General features: G+C 55.6%; 13 protein-coding genes. 3 read left to right on the plus strand and 10 right to left on the minus strand.

What is annotated here, in order from left to right; translation table 11 throughout:
- Positions 1-103 precede the first annotated feature (103 nt).
- From murJ to mutS, 3 genes are all read right to left on the minus strand, one after another.
- Positions 104-1,654 carry a murein biosynthesis integral membrane protein MurJ gene (gene murJ / locus AC5Q5A_RS01010; protein WP_493894030.1) on the minus strand — a complete coding sequence of 517 codons (1,551 nt, stop codon included), beginning with the start codon at positions 1,652-1,654 and terminating at the stop codon, positions 104-106.
- Between the two features lie 541 nt (positions 1,655-2,195).
- On the minus strand, positions 2,196-4,937 hold the full coding sequence (locus AC5Q5A_RS01015; RefSeq protein WP_493894031.1) for a [protein-PII] uridylyltransferase: 2,742 nt from the start codon (positions 4,935-4,937) through the stop codon (positions 2,196-2,198).
- A 178-nt stretch (positions 4,938-5,115) separates the two neighbouring features.
- Entirely contained in the window at positions 5,116-7,839 is a 2,724-nt protein-coding gene (gene mutS / locus AC5Q5A_RS01020) for a DNA mismatch repair protein MutS (RefSeq protein ID WP_063086336.1), read from the minus strand.
- Positions 7,840-8,012: 173 nt separating this feature from the next.
- Here mutS and AC5Q5A_RS01025 point away from each other — a divergent pair, with 173 nt between their 5' ends.
- The 3 genes from AC5Q5A_RS01025 to AC5Q5A_RS01035 all read left to right on the plus strand — a co-directional run bounded on the left by AC5Q5A_RS01025 (position 8,013) and on the right by AC5Q5A_RS01035 (position 12,051).
- A complete protein-coding gene (locus AC5Q5A_RS01025; protein ID WP_063086338.1) occupies positions 8,013-8,513 on the plus strand; it encodes a hypothetical protein in 501 nt (166 codons plus the stop codon).
- A gap of 523 nt (positions 8,514-9,036) precedes the next feature.
- Positions 9,037-11,304 (plus strand): NADP-dependent malic enzyme, encoded by a 2,268-nt coding sequence (locus tag AC5Q5A_RS01030; RefSeq protein ID WP_064787900.1) that lies wholly within the window; start codon positions 9,037-9,039, stop codon positions 11,302-11,304.
- Between the two features lie 288 nt (positions 11,305-11,592).
- Entirely contained in the window at positions 11,593-12,051 is a 459-nt protein-coding gene (locus tag AC5Q5A_RS01035; protein ID WP_493894032.1) for a hypothetical protein, read from the plus strand.
- Positions 12,052-12,155: 104 nt separating this feature from the next.
- Here AC5Q5A_RS01035 and AC5Q5A_RS01040 read toward each other — a convergent pair whose 3' ends face one another.
- The 7 genes from AC5Q5A_RS01040 to AC5Q5A_RS01070 form a co-directional block, all read right to left on the minus strand.
- Positions 12,156-13,145, minus strand: coding sequence for a glucosaminidase domain-containing protein (locus tag AC5Q5A_RS01040; protein ID WP_008888724.1), 990 nt, complete (start codon positions 13,143-13,145; stop codon positions 12,156-12,158).
- Between the two features lie 269 nt (positions 13,146-13,414).
- Positions 13,415-13,984 (minus strand): NifU family protein, encoded by a 570-nt coding sequence (locus AC5Q5A_RS01045; RefSeq protein ID WP_008888723.1) that lies wholly within the window; start codon positions 13,982-13,984, stop codon positions 13,415-13,417.
- Between the two features lie 162 nt (positions 13,985-14,146).
- A complete protein-coding gene (locus AC5Q5A_RS01050) occupies positions 14,147-15,121 on the minus strand; it encodes a DUF2333 family protein (RefSeq protein ID WP_493894033.1) in 975 nt (324 codons plus the stop codon).
- Positions 15,122-15,190: 69 nt separating this feature from the next.
- Complete coding sequence (locus AC5Q5A_RS01055; protein ID WP_493894034.1) at positions 15,191-15,733, minus strand: L,D-transpeptidase family protein; 543 nt, start codon at positions 15,731-15,733, stop codon at positions 15,191-15,193.
- Position 15,734: 1 nt separating this feature from the next.
- Positions 15,735-16,295 carry an O-acetyl-ADP-ribose deacetylase gene (locus AC5Q5A_RS01060; RefSeq protein WP_493894035.1) on the minus strand — a complete coding sequence of 187 codons (561 nt, stop codon included), beginning with the start codon at positions 16,293-16,295 and terminating at the stop codon, positions 15,735-15,737.
- Positions 16,296-16,466: 171 nt separating this feature from the next.
- A complete protein-coding gene (gene ppa / locus AC5Q5A_RS01065; protein WP_008888719.1) occupies positions 16,467-16,991 on the minus strand; it encodes an inorganic diphosphatase in 525 nt (174 codons plus the stop codon).
- 174 nt (positions 16,992-17,165) lie between these two features.
- Entirely contained in the window at positions 17,166-18,011 is an 846-nt protein-coding gene (locus tag AC5Q5A_RS01070; protein WP_493894036.1) for a glycosyltransferase family 2 protein, read from the minus strand.
- Between the last annotated feature and the right edge of the window lie 25 nt (positions 18,012-18,036).

Here is an 18,036-nt window from a genome sequence, read left to right on the forward strand (position 1 = left end):
GGACACCCGCCGGCGGACGAGCATGCAAGCAAACAGCGCGCGAGTTTAGGGTCTGGCCCGATTTGGTCAAGCTGCTTTCGGGAAATGCCCGGAAATATTCAGATCAGGCAGGTTTTCCGCGTTTCAATGTTGCTTTCAGCTCGGAAAAGCTGGTCGCACCAAGCAGTTGGGCCGCAATCGCATAGACGGCCATGCCACCGGTCACAATCACCGCCATGGTGATGATGCGTGTGATCGAAAGCGCGTCATTTTGCCATAAGGCATCAATCGCAAACCAGAGTGCCAATCCCATCAGTGCGGATGCGACAAGGATGCGCGGTACGCGCCGGGCAAGGCGGGTATCAAAGGTCAGGTCGCCCCGCCGATGCAAAATAAAACCAAGCGAGGTCGCATTGACCCAGACCGAGACCGACGTTGCCGCCGCAATGCCAAGATGCCCGAACCATGGCATCAGCACCACGATCAGAATGATGTTCAGCACCATGCAGGATATGCCAATGCGGATCGGTGTTTTGGTGTCTTCGCGGGCAAAGAAACCGGGTGCGAGGACCTTGACCAGAACCGAGGCCGGCAGGCCAAAGGCAAACACGGTCAATGCCATGCCGGTCATGAGGGTTTCTTCCGCGCCGAAGGCACCGCGTTCAAACAGAACGTTGATCACCGGCAGGCCCATGACACCAAGGGCGATGGCGGCCGGAAGTGTGAGCAAAAGCGCGATTTCAATGCCGCGATTCTGGCTATACATCGCGGTTTTGGCATCATCGCCCTGCAATTGGCGCGATAATGTCGGCAAAAGCGCGGTGCCAATCGCAATGCCAATCACACCGAGTGGCAATTGTTGCACGCGATCTGCGTAATACAGCCAGGAGACCGCGCCATCAGAGACGAGGGAAGCCAGCATGGTGTCGATCAGAAGATTGATCTGATAGACGCCGGCGCCAATCATGCCGGGGATCATGCGTTTGCCCAGAAGCTTGATGCGGTCATCAACACGCGGCATCTGCCATTTGATGGCAAAACCGACCCGTTTACACGCAATCACCAGCATCAGGAACTGCGCCACACCGGCAATCGCCACCCCCCACGCCAGGGCATGGGCAGGGGTTTCGGTCACCGGTGCCAAGCCGAGCAAGGCCGCAATCAGGCAGATATTGAGAATGATCGGGGCGGCGGCGGCGGCGGCATAGCGATGAAGCGTATTCATCACACCCGACATCAGGGCGACGGCGGATATGAAGGCAAGATAGGGAAACGTGATGCGCGACAGTTCGACGGCAAGTTCGAACTTTTCGGGATTTTCGGCAAAGCCCGGCGCAAACACATACATCGCCCAGGGCATCAGGATTTCAATGATCGCCACCAGAAAACCGGTGATCAGGATCAGCATCGACATGGCGCGCGCGGCAAATTCGCGGGCTGCGTCCATACCGCGTTTTTCAATGTCACCTGCCAAAAGCGGGATGAAGGCCGCGGAAAACGCACCTTCGCCAAACAGGCGACGAAACAGGTTGGGAAACTTGAACGCCACAAAGAACGCATCGGCCATGCCGCCCGCACCGAGCATCCCGGCAATCAGAATATCGCGGCAAAATCCCAGAAGGCGGGATAACAGCGTAAAGCCACTCACCGTGGCGATAGAGCGGACAAGCGACATTCGAGAGCGTTCCGTATTTAAGCGTCACCAAAGGGCGCGATTCTGCCGGTGATGACGTGCGATTGCGGTATTTTCACGTTTGATGCACAGGAATTTGACAGTCGAAGGTGAAAATAGTCGTAATTTTTGAGGCCCAAAACCGCGGCGTATATCGCATTTTTGTGAAAGTGATTGAATTAGGTGATTTTTTTTGGGGTCCCTGTGACAGCCGTCACAGAAAAACAGTTGCAACACCCGCATATTCACATTCGCTGAGGGTTCGTTGGGACGCGAGCCTCATATTGGACGGGCGGGGAAATACGGTATCCACCTCAACCTGCTGCACTCCGAGGATTTCGACACCGTGAATAACAGGTCACGCTGTCGGGTTTGGTTTTACCCTTCCTCGTCCGTCACAATTTCCAAAGAAATATAATTCGAGCAGTTTACTGGCCCTAACGGCTGGTACATCCGGATCTGATCCATACCGTGGCGTTGCCTAGGGTAGCGCATGGGTATTGGATCGATCCGGTTTGTTTGTTTTGGTGCTGAGAACAACAAGCTAGTCGTTGCGAATCGCCTGGGTCAGGGTTTCCTTGACCTGAACAAACTTGGTGCGGCTGTCGATCTTGAGCCCGAAGACATCCTTGACATAGAAGACGTCAACCGCGCGTTCGCCAAAGGTGGAAATGCGCGCAGAGGCAATCTGCATCGAAAGATCACGGAGCGCACGCGTGATGTCATAAAGCAGGCCCAACCGGTCACGGGCGGTGATTTCAATCACCGTATGGGTGCGGCTGGCCTTGTTGTCGATAATGACATTCGGTTCGACCTTGAAGACCGCGGTGCGGTGCTTGTTGTCCTTGGTCTGGCGGCGTTCGATTTCCTGACTGGGGCGAATCTGCCCGGAAATGACCTTTTCCAGCGTGTCGCGCAGGCGATCAAGTTTGGTGGAGTCGTTAAACGCCTCGCCATTGGTGTCCTGCACGAAAAAGGTATCCAGCGCCATGCCATCTGCAAGGGTCAGGATCTTTGCATCGACGACGTTGGCCCCGCACAGCGCCATTGCGCCGGCAATCTGGGAAAACAGGCCGGGATGGTCGGTGGTGTGGACGGTGATTTCAGTGGCATCAATTTCGGTATCGATGCGGACATCGACTGTGATCTCGGCCCCGGAGTTTCGGGCGTCGCGGGTCAGATGGGCGTGATGGACGTGGATGTCGGTATCAAAGCTCAGCCAATAGGACGGATAGCCGCGTTCGATAAAGTCCTCGATATCCTGTTCGGGCCAGTCTTTCAGCGCATCGCGCAGCGCGTTTTGCGCATTTTCGACGCGCGAATCGCGGCTATCGGCATTAAGACCACCTGACAGCATATCATCGGTGGCATAGTAAAGTTCACGCAGCAGGGTGGCCTTCCAGCCGTTCCAGACATTGGGACCCACCGCGCGGATATCAGCCACCGTCAGGCACAGCAACAGACGCAGGCGTTCCTGAGATTGTACCAGATCGGCAAAGGCGCGAATGGTGCTGGGATCATTGAGATCACGCTTGAACGCGGTCAGGCTCATCCACAGATGCGCCTTGACCAGCCATGCGACGGCCTCGGTATCGGCGGGGGACAGACCCAGCCGCGGGCAGAGCTTTTCGGCGACTTCGGCCCCGAGCTCGGAATGGTCGCCGCCACGGCCCTTGGCAATGTCATGGAGCAATACCGCGACATACAGCACACGGCGCGAAATCACCTGACCCATGATGCGGGTGGCAACCGGGGCGTCTTCGGCAAGTTCGCCGGACTCGATCTGATTAAGCACGCCAATCGCCCTGATGGTATGCTCGTCCACGGTGTAGGTGTGGTACATGTCATATTGCATCTGGGCAACGACACGGCCGAAATCGGGGATGAAACGCCCCAGAACACCGGCCTCGTTCATCTTGCGGAGCGTCACATCCGGGCTGTCACGCTGGGTGAGGATTTCAAGGAAAACCTCGTTGGCGTCCGGATCGTTTTGCAGCTTGTGATCAACATATTTCAGGCTTTGCGTGATCCAGCGCAGCGTTTCGGGATGAATGCCAACCCGGTTTTGATGGGCAACCAGAAACAGGCGCAAAATCTTGATCGGGTCGTTCTTGAAGACATCAAGGCTTTCGACCGTCAGGCGTTCATTGCGCAGCTCAAACCCGTCAATTTCCTTGGTACCAAACAGCTTGCCCGGAAAACGGATCAGCGGGCGGCGCTGATGGCTTTCTTCAAGGGCGGCACAGAAGATGCGCGTCAGGTTCCCGACATGCTTCACCATCAGATAATAGTGCTTCATGAAGCGTTCGACGCCCGATGCGCCGGCATGATCGGTATAGCCAAGCCGCTCGGCAATATCGCGCTGCATATCGAACGTCAGGCGGTCTTCTTCGCGATCAGACAGGTAATGTAACCAGCAACGCACCGCCCACAGGAAGTTCTGTGCCTTAAGAAAGCCGCGTGCTTCCTTGCGCGTCAGGACCTTGAGATCGACCAGCTCCATCGGGGAATTGACGCGATAAAGGTATTTGCCAATCCAGAACAGGGTATGGAGATCGCGAAGCCCGCCCTTGCCGTCCTTGACGTTGGGTTCGACCACATAGCGTGAATCGCCCATGCGGGTGTGGCGTTCGTCGCGTTCACCAAGCTTCTTTTCGATGAACTCGATGCCGCTGCCCTTGACGAGCTCTTCCATGAAGCGGGTGCGAAACAGTTTATAGGTTTCCTCATCACCCCAAACGAACCGGCTTTCAAGCAGGTTGGTGCGAATGGTGATGTCCTGTTTGCCCATGCGCAGGCAATCATCGACGGATCGCGTCGCATGACCGACCTTAAGCCCCAGATCCCACAGCATATAAAGAATGAATTCAACGACCTGTTCGCCATGTGCGGTCTGTTTGTAGGGAAACAGGAACAGGATATCGACATCGGAATGCGGCGCCATGTCACCGCGGCCATAGCCGCCGACAGCGACGACTGACATGCGTTGTTCATTGGTCGGATTGTGCAGCGTATAGACGAACGTGGTGGCAAAATCATGGATCAGGCGGACGATCTGATCCATCAGGAAACTGTTGGAAAAGACGGTGTCCTGCCCGGAATTGCTTTCTTCAAAGCGTGCGCGGATAACAGATCGCCCGGCCTCAAGTACTGATTTCAGCTTGTTGAGAACGGCGGTGCGCTGTTTGAAGCTTTTGAGTGCCGGATCGTTGGCGATGGCCTCAAGCTCGGCAAAGACCTTTTTGCGGTCGATGATTTCGCGCTGCTTCTTGATCTTGTAGGTCACGTTGGTCGGTTTCCTCGGTCCTGGCGTGCGGTCTGTCGGCGACAGGGTTTATATATCAATTTTCTTAACAGTTGCCGCACCATAGCGCCAATTTCATCTATCCGCATCAAATGCGTGCGCAAGTCCGATCGGCAGACACGCACTTGATATGGGGATAGACCGCCTGTTTTGCCGGTGATCAGCCCTTTAGCGACTGAAGACGATACAGCGCATCAAGGGCTTCGCGCGGGGTCATGTTATCGGGATCAAGATCGGCAACCGCATCAAGCAGCGCCTTTTGCGCATCCGAAAGCGCCGGGGCGCTTGTGCGTTCCTCCTTGGCGGCCTGTTCGATGGCAACCGCAAACAGCGGCAGGTCATCGGCAAGCTTGGAAACAGCACCCCCCTGTTCGCCCTTTTCGAGCGTTTTCAGGACCTGTTCGGCGCGCTTGATCACGGGCTTTGGCAGACCCGCCAGCTGGGCGACGTGAATGCCATATGACCGATCCGCACTGCCCGCACCGACTTCATGCAGGAAGACGACCTCGCCCTGCCACTCCTTGATCAGCATGGTGTGGCACGACAGGTGTTTGAGCTTGGCCGCCAACGCCGTCAGTTCGTGATAGTGGGTGGCGAAAAGACCACGGCACTGATTGATTTCATGAAGGTTTTCAACCACGGCCCAGGCGATCGACAGGCCATCAAAGGTCGCGGTACCACGGCCGATTTCATCAAGGATGACCAGCGAACGATCGGTTGCCTGATTAAGGATCGATGCGGTTTCGACCATTTCGACCATAAAGGTGGATCGGCCGCGCGCCAGATCATCGGCCGCCCCGACGCGCGAAAACAACCGGTCAATCACGCCGATATGGGCCTTGGCCGCCGGGACGAACGCGCCGATCTGGGCGAGTACCGCAATCAATGCGTTCTGGCGCAGGAAAGTCGATTTACCGGCCATGTTCGGACCGGTGATCAGCCACAGGCTTTGTTCATCTTCAAGGCGGCAATCATTGGCAACAAAGGGTGCGTCACCGTTTTCACGCAAGGCGGCCTCAACCACCGGATGGCGGCCAGCGGTGATGTCAAAGGCAAGGCTGTTATCAATGTTGGGGCGAATGCAACCCTGATCACGGGCGAGTTCGGCCAAAGCAGCCGATACATCAAGCCCGGCCAGCGCAGATGCACATTTGGCGATGTCATCGGCCTTGGCCAGAACGGCTGCCACCAGTTCATCAAACAGTTCAAGTTCAAGCGCAAGCGCCTGATCACCTGCCTTGGAGACCTTGCTTTCAAGTTCGGACAGTTCGACAGTGGTAAAGCGCACCGCATTGGCCATGGTCTGGCGGTGGATAAACTCATCCATCTCCATCATCTTGTCGGCGGTTTTGGCCGATACTTCGATGAAATAGCCAAGTACGTTGTTGTGCTTGACCTTAAGATTGGAAATCCCGGTTTGCTCGGTATAGCGGGCCTGCAGATTGGCGATCAGCTTTTTGCTTTCACTCGATAGCATGCGCAGCTCATCAAGCGGCGGGTGATAGCCCCCGGCAATGAACCCACCATCGCGTGCGAGAAGCGGCAGGCTTTCGGCGATTGCCCGGCGCAGCAGATCAATCAGATCGCCGTGATGGCCCATCATGGTCAAATGATCAGAAAGGGCTTCCGGCTGGGCAGTCAGGCCATCATTGCCGCCATCGGGTTTGTTCAGCAGGTTGCCAATCGCAAAGGCGCAGGACAGCCCATCACGCATCGCGGCCAGATCACGCGGGCCACCACGCCCGACCGACAGGCGCGACAGCGCGCGTTCAATATCCGGGCATTCTCCAAGGGCGGCGCGCAGATCAGACCGCAACCCATCGCGATCATGGAAATATTCCACCAGATCAAGGCGTTTATTGACCTCGTCCGCATTGGTCAGCGGGGCAGACAGGCGGGCTGCCAGCAAACGTGCGCCGGCACCGGTGCGGGTGCGGTCAATGACGGACAGCAACGATCCCTTGCGCTCGCCCGACTGGGTCTGGATCAGCTCCAGCGACCGACGGGTGGCGGCATCGATTTCCATCGCCGCCCCTTCTGCCACGCGGGTTGGCGGGGCAAGGCGGGGCATCTGGCCCTTTTGGGTCAGTTCGACATAATCAATCAGCGCCCCGGCAGCCGAAAGCTCTGCGATCTCAAAACCGCCAAAGGCATCAAGGGCCTCGACCTCATAAAGCTTTTTAAGCCTGAGCTGGGCATTTTCAGCATCAAAGCGCGCGGTCGGCTGTGGGGTGATGATGTTTTTATATTCGGCATAGATGTCGAACACTTCAGAGCGGTTCAGCATCTTTTCCGAAAACAGGATTTCACCCGGATCAAGCCGGGCAAGGGCGGCACCAAGACCGGCCATTTCGCAAGGCTGCACAAAGAAATCACCGGTCGACATATCAAGCCAGGCCAGCCCGATCTTGCCACGGACTTCCGATACGGCGGCCAGATAATTGTGGCGCCGTGCATCCAGCAGGCTGTCTTCGGTAAGGGTGCCCGGCGTGATCAGGCGGACAACACCGCGTTTGACCACGGATTTGGCGCCGCGTTTTTTGGCCTCGGCCGGGTCTTCCATCTGTTCACAGACGGCAACCCGAAAGCCCTTGCGGATCAGACGTTGCAGATAGGTTTCGTGACTATGGACGGGAACACCGGCCATGGGAATTTCGTTACCTTGATGCTTGCCGCGTTTTGTCAGGGCAATATCAAGGGCTTCGGCGGCCTTGACCGCGTCGTCAAAGAACAGCTCGTAGAAATCGCCCATCCGATAAAACAGCAGGCAGTCCTGATACTGTTCCTTGATTTCAAGGAACTGCATCATCATTGGCGTCGCGCCGTCTCTGGAAAAAGAAGGTGCGGTCGGTGTGGTATCGGATTTATCGGCGATCTGGTTCATAATGACTTGATAGCAAACCCTGAAGGCAAAGACGAGAGCAGGAAACTGGCGGGGTGATAAAACTTGATCTATGCCATTGCAACGCCTGAATTTCTGCGAATATATAAAGATCGTGACCAACAACCAACTGTCGTTTTCGGCGACAGAATAACAGTGAGCAAGGAGCGTACAAAATGGCAGAAGAACAGACCATCCCGCAGGCCCCGGAACTGGTCGGACTGTTTGATACCAAGGACGGTTTCGATGCGGCTCTGCGTGCGCTCCGCGATGCCGGGTTTGAACGCACCGATCTGTCGGTTTTAAGCTCCCACGAATCCATTGATGTGGCAGGCAAGGATGGTCGGTCCTGGTCCGATGTGCTGACCGCACTGGTCGGTGAAACCAAATATGAAGTGCCGCTGGTGGCGTCCGGTGCGATTGCCCTGTTTGGGGGCGCTGCGACAGCGGCGGCTGCGATCGCGGTCGGAGCCGGTGTTGGCGCAGTAGCACTTCGTGAATTTATCGAAGAAGTGACCTCCACCCCGCATACCGAGGATTTCGCCCGCGCGGTGGACGCCGGATCAGTCATCCTGTGGGTGCGGATCGACCCGGACCATGAAGGTGCCGAGGCCAAGGCACGCGCCATTCTTGAACAGAACGGTGCGACCAACATCCACCTGCATTCACCAAAGTAATCCGCACGTTTTGGTGTTGCGGGCAGCTGCGTGACAGAGTCCGTCGAAAACGATTGAATTTGCCGGTAAGGCAACGCGAATACGGGGGCATTGGCCCCCGTTTTTCGTATCGTGGAAAGTTCATATTTGTGCCAATCGGCGGGTCGGTTTGCGCGGCGCAATAAAAACCGCAAGCCCAAGAGCCCTTTGTGCATGCGTGATTACATCTCTGAAAAACCAACACTTACTGGCGGTCACGGCGGTTGGGTCGATGGGGCGGGCGTGTCCGCTATTGCGTTTGTGGATGTGAAACGGGTCGGATCAGAGGTCAATGTTGCGCCGCAACATACGGAAAACGCTACGTAATTTTGCGGTTGCCGTTAACGTCGCCTTTGACCCGGGGCGCGAAGCCTGATTTATTGGGCGGTCCGACAAGACGGTCCCACGCCGCAAACTTGTCGATCAGGAAAATCAGAACTTAAGAACAAAACAGACCGTACAGGTTGCTTTCCATCTCACCACGCAAGCGTCAGTGAAAAACACAATGTCAGATACAGAAATCAAGGTTCGTGACCGTGAAGCGCTGCTGTTTCATTCCAGCGGCCGCCCCGGCAAAATCGAAATCACCGCATCCAAACCGCTGACCACTCAGCGCGACCTCTCGCTGGCCTATTCGCCGGGTGTTGCGGTGCCGTGTCTTGAAATCGCCAAGAACCCGGCGACTGCCTATGATTATACCTCCAAGGGCAACATCGTTGCGGTCATTTCCAACGGCACCGCCGTGCTTGGCCTTGGCAACCTTGGTGCACTGGCCTCCAAGCCGGTGATGGAAGGCAAGGCGGTTCTGTTCAAACGCTTTGCCGATGTGGATGGGTTCGATCTTGAAGTGTCGACCGAAGATGTTGACGAGTTCGTTAATTGCGTGCGTTTCCTCGGCGCATCATTTGGCGGGATCAACCTTGAAGACATCAAGGCGCCGGAATGCTTCATCATCGAACAGCGCCTGCGCGAAGTTATGGACATTCCGGTGTTTCATGATGACCAGCATGGCACAGCGATCATTGCGGCATCGGGGCTTATCAATGCCTGTGACCTGACGGGTCGCAAACTTGAAGACATCAAGCTTGTCATCAACGGGGCCGGTGCGGCCGCGATTGCGTGTTGCGAACTGGTCAAAAGCATGGGTGTTGCCCATGACAACGTGATCATGTGTGACTCGCGCGGGGTGATCTACAAGGGCCGTGAAGACGGCATGAACCAGTGGAAATCGGCCCATGCGGCCGATACCGATGCACGGTCGCTTGACGACGCGATGAAGGGCGCGGATGCGTTCTTTGGCCTGTCGGTCAAGGGCGCGGTGACGTCAGCCATGGTCAAAAGCATGGCCAAACAGCCGATCATCTTTGCCATGGCCAACCCGGATCCGGAAATTTCCCCGGAAGACGTTGCTGCTATTCGTGATGATGCGATTTGCGCCACCGGGCGTTCGGATTATCCGAACCAGATCAACAACGTTCTGGGCTTCCCGTATATCTTCCGCGGTGCGCTGGATGTTCAGGCATCCACGATCAACGAAGACATGAAGATTGCCGCAGCCCATGCAGTGGCATCGCTTGCCCGTGAAGACGTGCCCGATGAAGTGGCGGCGGCCTATTCCGGGCGTCGTTTGCAATATGGGCCGGAATATATCATCCCGGCCCCGTTTGACCCGCGCCTGATTACGGCCGTGCCCAAGGCGGTTGCCCAGGCCGCGATGGATAGCGGTGTGGCGCGTCGTCCGATCATTGATATGGAAGAATATGAAAATCAGCTGCGTGGTCGTCTTGATCCGACGGCAGCCCATTTGCAGCTGATTTCCGATTACGTCCGTGCGCACCCGAAACGCATCGCCTTTGCCGAGGGCGAGGAAGAAACGGTGATCCGCGCAGCGGTGGCGTATCGCAACTCCGGCTATGGCACGCCGATCCTGATCGGGCGCGAAGACCGCATCCATGAAAGCGCCAAGAAGCTTGGCATTGAAAGCCTTGATGGTGTTGAAATCAGCAACGCGGCCCTGTCCAAGCATAATGCGGAATATGCCGAGTTCCTCTATCAGCGCTTGCAGCGCAAAGGCTTCCTGTGGCGTGATTGCCAGCGCATGGTCAACCAGAAGCGTAACGTCTTTGCATCTGTCATGGTGGCACAGGGTCATGCCGATGGTTTGATCACCGGGCTTACCCGGAACTTCAATCGCAGCTTCGCCGATGTTGCCGGTGTGATCGATGCCAAGCCGGGTGAAATCCCGATGGGGCTTTCGATCGCGATTGCCAAAGGCCGGACGGTGTTCATCGCCGATACCCGTGTGCACAATCTGCCCAATGCCGAGGAACTGGCCGAGATCGCCATTCAGGCGGCCGCCAAGGCCCGTCAGATGGGCCATGAGCCGCGTGTGGCGATGGTTTCGCACTCGACCTTCGGCAACCCGTATAGCGAGGATACCGACCGTATCCGCGAAGCCGTGGGCATCCTTGAAAGCAGCAATGTCGATTTCGAGTTCGATGGCGACATGGCGGTTGATGTGGCACTCGATACCGAGCTTCTGAAGCTTTATCCGTTCTGCCGTCTGTCAGGTCCGGCCAACGTTCTGGTGATGCCAGCGCTCCACGCGGCAACCACGGCCTCCAAACTGCTTGATAAGCTTGGCGGTGGCACGGTGGTTGGTCCGGTGATGATCGGTCTGGAAAAACCGGCCCAGATCGCCCAGATGGGGGCAACCGTGAACGATCTTGTGAACCTGGCCGCCCTTGCCGCCCACGAGGCAGAGCACGGCTAAGCCGAGCCAAAATCAAAGATCAGAAAGGCGGAGCTGATTTTTCAGGCTCCGCCTTTTTTGTTCGGATATCCAGATCTGCCGAGCGGCTTTTCGCGGCGGCCAGATCCACGGACCAATGCCGCGACATAATTCGGTCTGCGTATTTTGGGTGGATGGGTGATAACCTGACAGTTGGATGCGCATATAGACGTTTGGGGGCGTGTTCTGTGACATCCGACCCGATTTTTGCCACATCACAGAGGCAATAGTCCGCAATTCAAGCCAAAACCCAGAAAACAGGAATCGCTTATGGGCCAGTTGACCCGGTTTTTCGCCGTTATCATGTTTTTGCCGCTGCTTACCGCCTGCGAAGATGAACAGGTCAGCGGACCGACAGCCGATGAAATCACCACGGCGGTGATCGAACGGTTTCGCGATGATCCCTATGCCAAGGTCGGCCATGTTGAAAACGTGACCAAAACCAACAGCATTTCTGAAGACGATGACGAAGTGCTTGTCATGGTGCGCTATGAGCTGGTGTTTGATCGCACGGTTGCCGATTTTGCCGATGACGTGACCGAAAAGGGCAAGGCGGCCGGGACGATGGATGATGTTGGCAGTACGGTGCGCGATGCGCTTGATCTGGTGAAAACCAAGATGCTGACGCTCAAGGAAGGCGAATACAAGGTGGGCGACCGTCGGGTGGTCGAGGATGAAATCCGGTTGCTGAAATCGGAAAAAGGCTGGATTTATCGTGGACGGCCATAACTGGTTCTTGTGATATCAGAACCAAAGAAAAAGGGACCCGCTCGGGTCCCTTTTTATTTGGTTATCTGGCTTGGTACCTGATTTATCTCTTTTGTCCCTTGGGATTATTCCTCAAGGGCGGCGAGCACCTTTGGCGGCGGCGGGACGTCGCCTGCCGCAAAATCAAGACCATCAAGCTCGTTCAGCCCGTTCACACTCATGATCGCATGCAGGCTGTCGACATATTCCTCGCCGCGCTCGGAATATTTGGTCAAGGTTTCGGCCAGTTCCCAGCCACTGATAAACTTGCCGTCGGCGCGAAGGGTTGCGCGACGTTCGCGCAATTCCTGATAGGCCGGGTGCGAGTTGATGTTGCGTGCATAGGCCCGCACACTGTCCATCAGGCTGCCAAAGGCCTTGATGACGTGGGTTTTGCCATCTTCGCGATCCTTCGGCACGATGCCTTCATCGTCGCCCCAGGCCCATTGACCAAACAGGGCGTTGCCTTTGCGCACAAAGCGTGACGTGCCCCAACCACTTTCCTCTGCCGACTGGGCAAGGATCAGGGAGGTCGGGATCACATCAATGCGTTCAAGCAGGGCGTTGATACCGCCATCAGTCACGCGATAGCGCTTCATCAGCTGATTGACCCATTGCTGATCGGCCTGGCTGACCGGGGTGCCGGAAATGCCCTTGGCCTGAATGGCCATAAGACGTTCACGGCGCGCGGTGATTTCTTCATTCACGCGCATGGCCAGCGGCAGCATGATTTTCAGGAAAAGCTGTTTGCGCTCTTCAACCGATGCCAGTTCGCCAAGGCCTTCGGGCACGCGCTTGATATAGACGCGCGGAACTTCGCCCACCTCATTGAGGTGATAGCCGATGCTTTTGAAATACTGGCTGAGTGCGATGACTTCAGGACCGCGGCGATAAACCGTTTTCTTCTTTTTGATAACGGCTTCATCTGCCGTGACTTCGACGGTTTCTGTCTCGAAACCTTCCGGAGTTGGAGAAAGATCAATTCCGGCGAAAAGCCCAATATACAGGAAAACAACCGCTCCGAAAATCGAAGCGAGCGCAACATTCCTGTAACTGTTTGTTTTTGCGCTAGTCATTGTTGAATCTCCAGGATCAGTCGAACTGTCCATCCCAAGTGGAGGTTATCTATGCCTGCCGCGCGCGATGATCGCAACGGGCAATATCTCCGAGAGTTGAAAACGCCAAGAAAACCTTTTCGTTCAGCGCATAATTTTTACGCCCGGCGCGGGTTAAAGTTCACGCCGGGCGTCTGAATTTGTTAACGACTCGTAAATCCGTGCGCGGTCAGTTCACCGGATGGTCGGACGCCATCTTGTCGATGAGGTGTCTGAAAACCGGGTCAGGCTCAGTCAGCCATGACCGGTTCGACGGCCTGAACTTCGGGCACGTAATAACGCAGCATGTTTTCGATGCCCATCTTGAGCGTCGCGGTGCTGCTCGGGCAGCCGGCGCATGCACCGTGCATTTCAAGGAAGACCACGCCATCTTCGAAACGGTGGAAGACGATGTCACCACCATCCTGTGCCACGGCCGGGCGCACGCGGGTATCAAGCAGTTCCTTGATCTGGCTGACCAGTTCATCATCGCCTTCGGCCGCAGAGCTGGTACCGGTGGCGGCGTTGGAATCCTGATCGAGAACCGGCTGACCGGACGTGTAATGTTCCATGATCCCGCCAAGAATCTGCGGTTTCAGGGTCTGCCAGTCCTTGGAGTCATCCTTGGTGATGGTGATGAAATCACCGCCTAGGAAAACACCGGCAATGCCATCAATTTCAAACAGCTTGCGTGCAAGCGGCGATTTGATGGCTTCGTCACCCTTAACGAAGTTGGCGGTGCCAAGACGGCCCATGACTTCTTCGCCCGGAAGGAATTTGAGTGTCGCCGGATTCGGGGTCGGTTCGGTCTGAATGAACATTTTCGGCTTGTCCTCTCACTCTGATCGTCGGGACTTATGCTGCCCACTCAACAATCTCTATTTCATTTGGTTAGGCCCTAAATGGGGCAAAAACCACAAAAGATCAAGTCGCAGCGCGCAACTCAGGTATTCTGGATGGCGTGTTTCGTAATCACATTGACGTCAACGTTGCAGAATGCTGCTGATTTCGCGCATCTGGGTACGGGCCCGCAAAAGATAGAAACCAAGCCCCGCCAGATGGTTAGGGAAGACGATGCCATCGGCCGAGCCGTTCACAACCACCATCGGGTCAAGTGCGGCCGCCGCTTGCAGGGATCCGATCATTTCTGCCCAGACCGATGCGATCTGGCGTTCATTGATGATCTGTTCGAAGTCGGTGCCAAGATCGCGCAAGATCAGGCTATAGGCATAAAGGCGACCCTTGGTGGCATAGAAAACGTCATCGGCCGTGCGATCAAAGATCGACGGATTTTCCACCTTATCATCAATCAGGGCAGAGGCCGAGCCAAGGTCATTGGCAATGCGGTTCAGTGTTTCCTGAAGGTTGTCTGCACGGCGTTCAAAAACCGCATTCCCGTTGGTCAGACGGGTATTGTAGTTTTGCAGGGACCGGATTGCCTGACGGTATTGCTGCTCAGACGTGACACCGGGCAGCAGCGAAACGCTGGGATCAAACACCCATTTGTCGCCACGGAATTTCAAAAGGCCGGCGGCGTCATCCAGATCCGGGTCAACCTGACTTGACCCACGGGCGCGCCCGATCTGATCGGAAAGCTCGATCGCAAAGCGCGACAGGGCATAGACAATCCCGGTCTGGAAGTTCGGCATGTTATCAAGGGCTGCACTTGGCAGGAAGAACGGGTCGTTGGCGGTCCAGCGGTTCTGGTTGACCTCGCGATCAATCAGGGCTGCGGCGGTGTTCACCGCGTGACTGCCGCCCTTGTAATTGCCGATAAAGTCGGGGTTGTCATCGATACGATGCACAATCGCCATGCCTGCCGGATAATAGATCACGGCAATCAGAACGATCACACCAAGGCTGCGCACCCAGAACTTGCCCGAACCGAAAATAGCTTTCAGTCGGGAACCAAATCCTGCAACGCCGCCATTTTTATAGAGATAATCGTCTTCAATCATGACTTGTCCTGTGAATTGATCCGGCAATTGAACCTAGGCGCTGTCCACCCAAACGGCAAGTCCATGATTTTACGCAGTGATGGTGATGAACGTCTCAAAGGTCGCCAGTTCAAGCAGTGTCTCGAGATCCTTCTCGGCCAAGGCAACACAGCCTTCGGTGCCGGCATAATCGGGTTTGGCGATATGCATGAAGATCGCCGATCCCTTTCCGGGCACGGGCGGGTCATCATTATGGCCCAGAACGACGATGATGTTATAGAGATCATCCTTGCGAAACAGCTTTTCATGGCTGGCATCAAACGGCAGGCGGACCGGGCAGTTATAGTCGGGATGACCCGGATCATCACACCAGCCGTCGGAAAATGAAATGGTGGTGACCGGAAGCTTGGTGCGCGGGCTGGGCCTGCGATCGGCACGATACATCACATAGCGCAGCTGCCAGCGACCGGCCGGCGTTTTGCCATCGCCTTCGGTTTTCTGGTCGGCATCAATCACGCCATTAATCCCAAGGGCACAGCGAAATGTGTGTTCACCCACGCTCAGCACTCCGTCTGGCGAAGCAAACAGTTCAAGCGGTTGGGACGGCGAAGGTGCAGCAGCGTCGCTTTGCATTCTATTGATGGACCTTATCGAATTCGATCATGTGCTGGCACGCAGCTTCAATATGCTGACGCGCCAATGGTGAGAAACAACAAAGGTAAATTTGTGGCATTTGCGCCAATTCGCCAGTCAGCTCACAAATCGTTGATACGGCGATTTTGGCTGCCTGGTCTTCTGGATAGCCAAATATCCCGGTGGATATGGCAGGAAACGCCACAGAGGCCAGATTGTTCTCGACCGCCAGCAAGATTGATTGGCGATAACAGCTTGCCAACAAATCGGCCTCACCATGGTTCCCGCCTTGCCAGATCGGGCCGACGGTGTGGATGACGTATTTGGCCTTCAGGTTAAATCCCGGTGTGATTCGGGCGTCACCCGTTGGGCAGGGGGCAAGCGGTCGGCAGGCGTTTGCCAGTTCAGGACCCGCCGCATGATGGATCGCACCGCACACACTACCGCCAGGCAACAGGGCCTCGTTCGCGGCATTGACGATGGCATCGACATCAAGTGTGGTGATGTCACTGAGGGTAATTTTGATGGCATGGGTTTTGTCGGGCGCGTTTTTGTGGGTCACGAATAGTATCCTGAAACGTGAATTCTTCCCTCAATACCAACCTGTAAGGGTGGCACCCCTGCACCAAAGTAGTGTTGCGCGACCAATAAGTCAAAAAACAACGCTCCGCCAAATCTGACGGAGCGTTGCATTCTAAATCCGGTACCTGTCCGAAGACGGGTTGAATGCGGCTTATTTGCCGAGGCGGGTAACACCTTCTTCGATCAGTTTAGCGGCCTTTTCAGCGCCTTCCCAACCGGTGACTTTGACCCATTTGCCTTTTTCGAGGTCTTTGTAACGCTCGAAGAAGTGCTGGATCTGATCGCGCAGGATCTGCGGCAGATCTTCGTGGGATTTGATGTCGGTGTAATACGGGTCGATCTTGTCATGCGGAACGCAGATCAGTTTTTCGTCCTGACCGGCTTCGTCTTCCATGATCAGAACACCTATCGGACGCGCACGGATGACAGAACCGGCAACGACCGGCTCGCGGAACATGACCATGGCGTCAACTGGGTCGCCATCTTCGCCAAGCGTGTTGGGGATGAAGCCATAGTTGACCGGGTAATACATCGAGGTGTGCAGGAAACGGTCCACAAAGACAGCACCGGAGTCTTTATCGACTTCGTACTTGACCGGTCCACCCTGCGGAATTTCAATGACGACGTTTACGTCCCACGGAACATCCTTGCCAACGGCAATCTTGCTGAGATCCATCTGGGAAAATCCCTTTCGCTTTTTGAACGCATGCCCCGATCACCAGGGCGGCTGATATGAGCTTCTAAGATGCAAAGATGCATCCGAAGGAAAATGATGCCGACCTTTTATCGCGAAACGCCGTCGTATCCAAGGGGGTCGACGTGCTTCCTTGGTCGAAAAACGCAAGATGGTTTATTCGCCTGCTTCCAGAACCTTTTCCGGTCCAGATGCAGCACCTTTGCATGCGGTCAGGGGTAGGTAACGCTCGGCGTCAGCCAGCAGCATGTCGTTAAAGAGTTTTCCGTTGTTATTCGCACCTTCATGACGCTGGGGTATCTTGCGCTCATGGAAAAGATGCAGGACCGGCGAGCAATATTCGACATTCTTGCGTTTCAGCCCGGAACGTAGAAGACGCAGAACAAAGTCTGAATCCTCCAATCCATGGCCTTCGTAACTTTCATCGAAGCCATGAACTCTGTTGATGTCGCTTTTGAAAACGGCAAGATTGCACGTTTGCGCCTTTTGCCAGCATTTTTCATGTTCCCAAAGCCACGGGCCGTTATGCGGCAGTCGAACGAACTGAAACGGCCGGTTGGCAAAACCAAACAGGGCGGTTAGAAACAGGAGTGGACGCGGCCATTTGTGAAAGGCCCATTTGCGCGCGAGCAGGGTATTGGTCAGCCGTTTTTTAAGGAAGACCCGTTTACCCGATACAAGGCAGCCCTTGGTTGCGGCCTTGCGGTGACGTGTGATGAAATCGGGCATCACACAGCAATCACCATCAATAAAGATAACCAGATCGCCTTCACATAATCCGATCGCACCATTGCGCGCCTTGGCTACGCGAAAGCCCATGTCTTCGTGCCAATAATGTTTGACCGGAATCGGATTTGTGGCAGCAAAGTCCTTGATGACCTGTGCGGTTTCATCACCCGACCCGTCGTCGGCAATAACGATTTCGAAATTGCGATCCTTTTGATCGGCAAGCGATTTCAGCACCAAGGATAGTGCTTCGGGCCAGTTATACGTCGTGACCACGACTGACACCAAGGATGTCATCTTC

The organism is Thalassospira sp. CA1 (assembly GCF_059052855.1).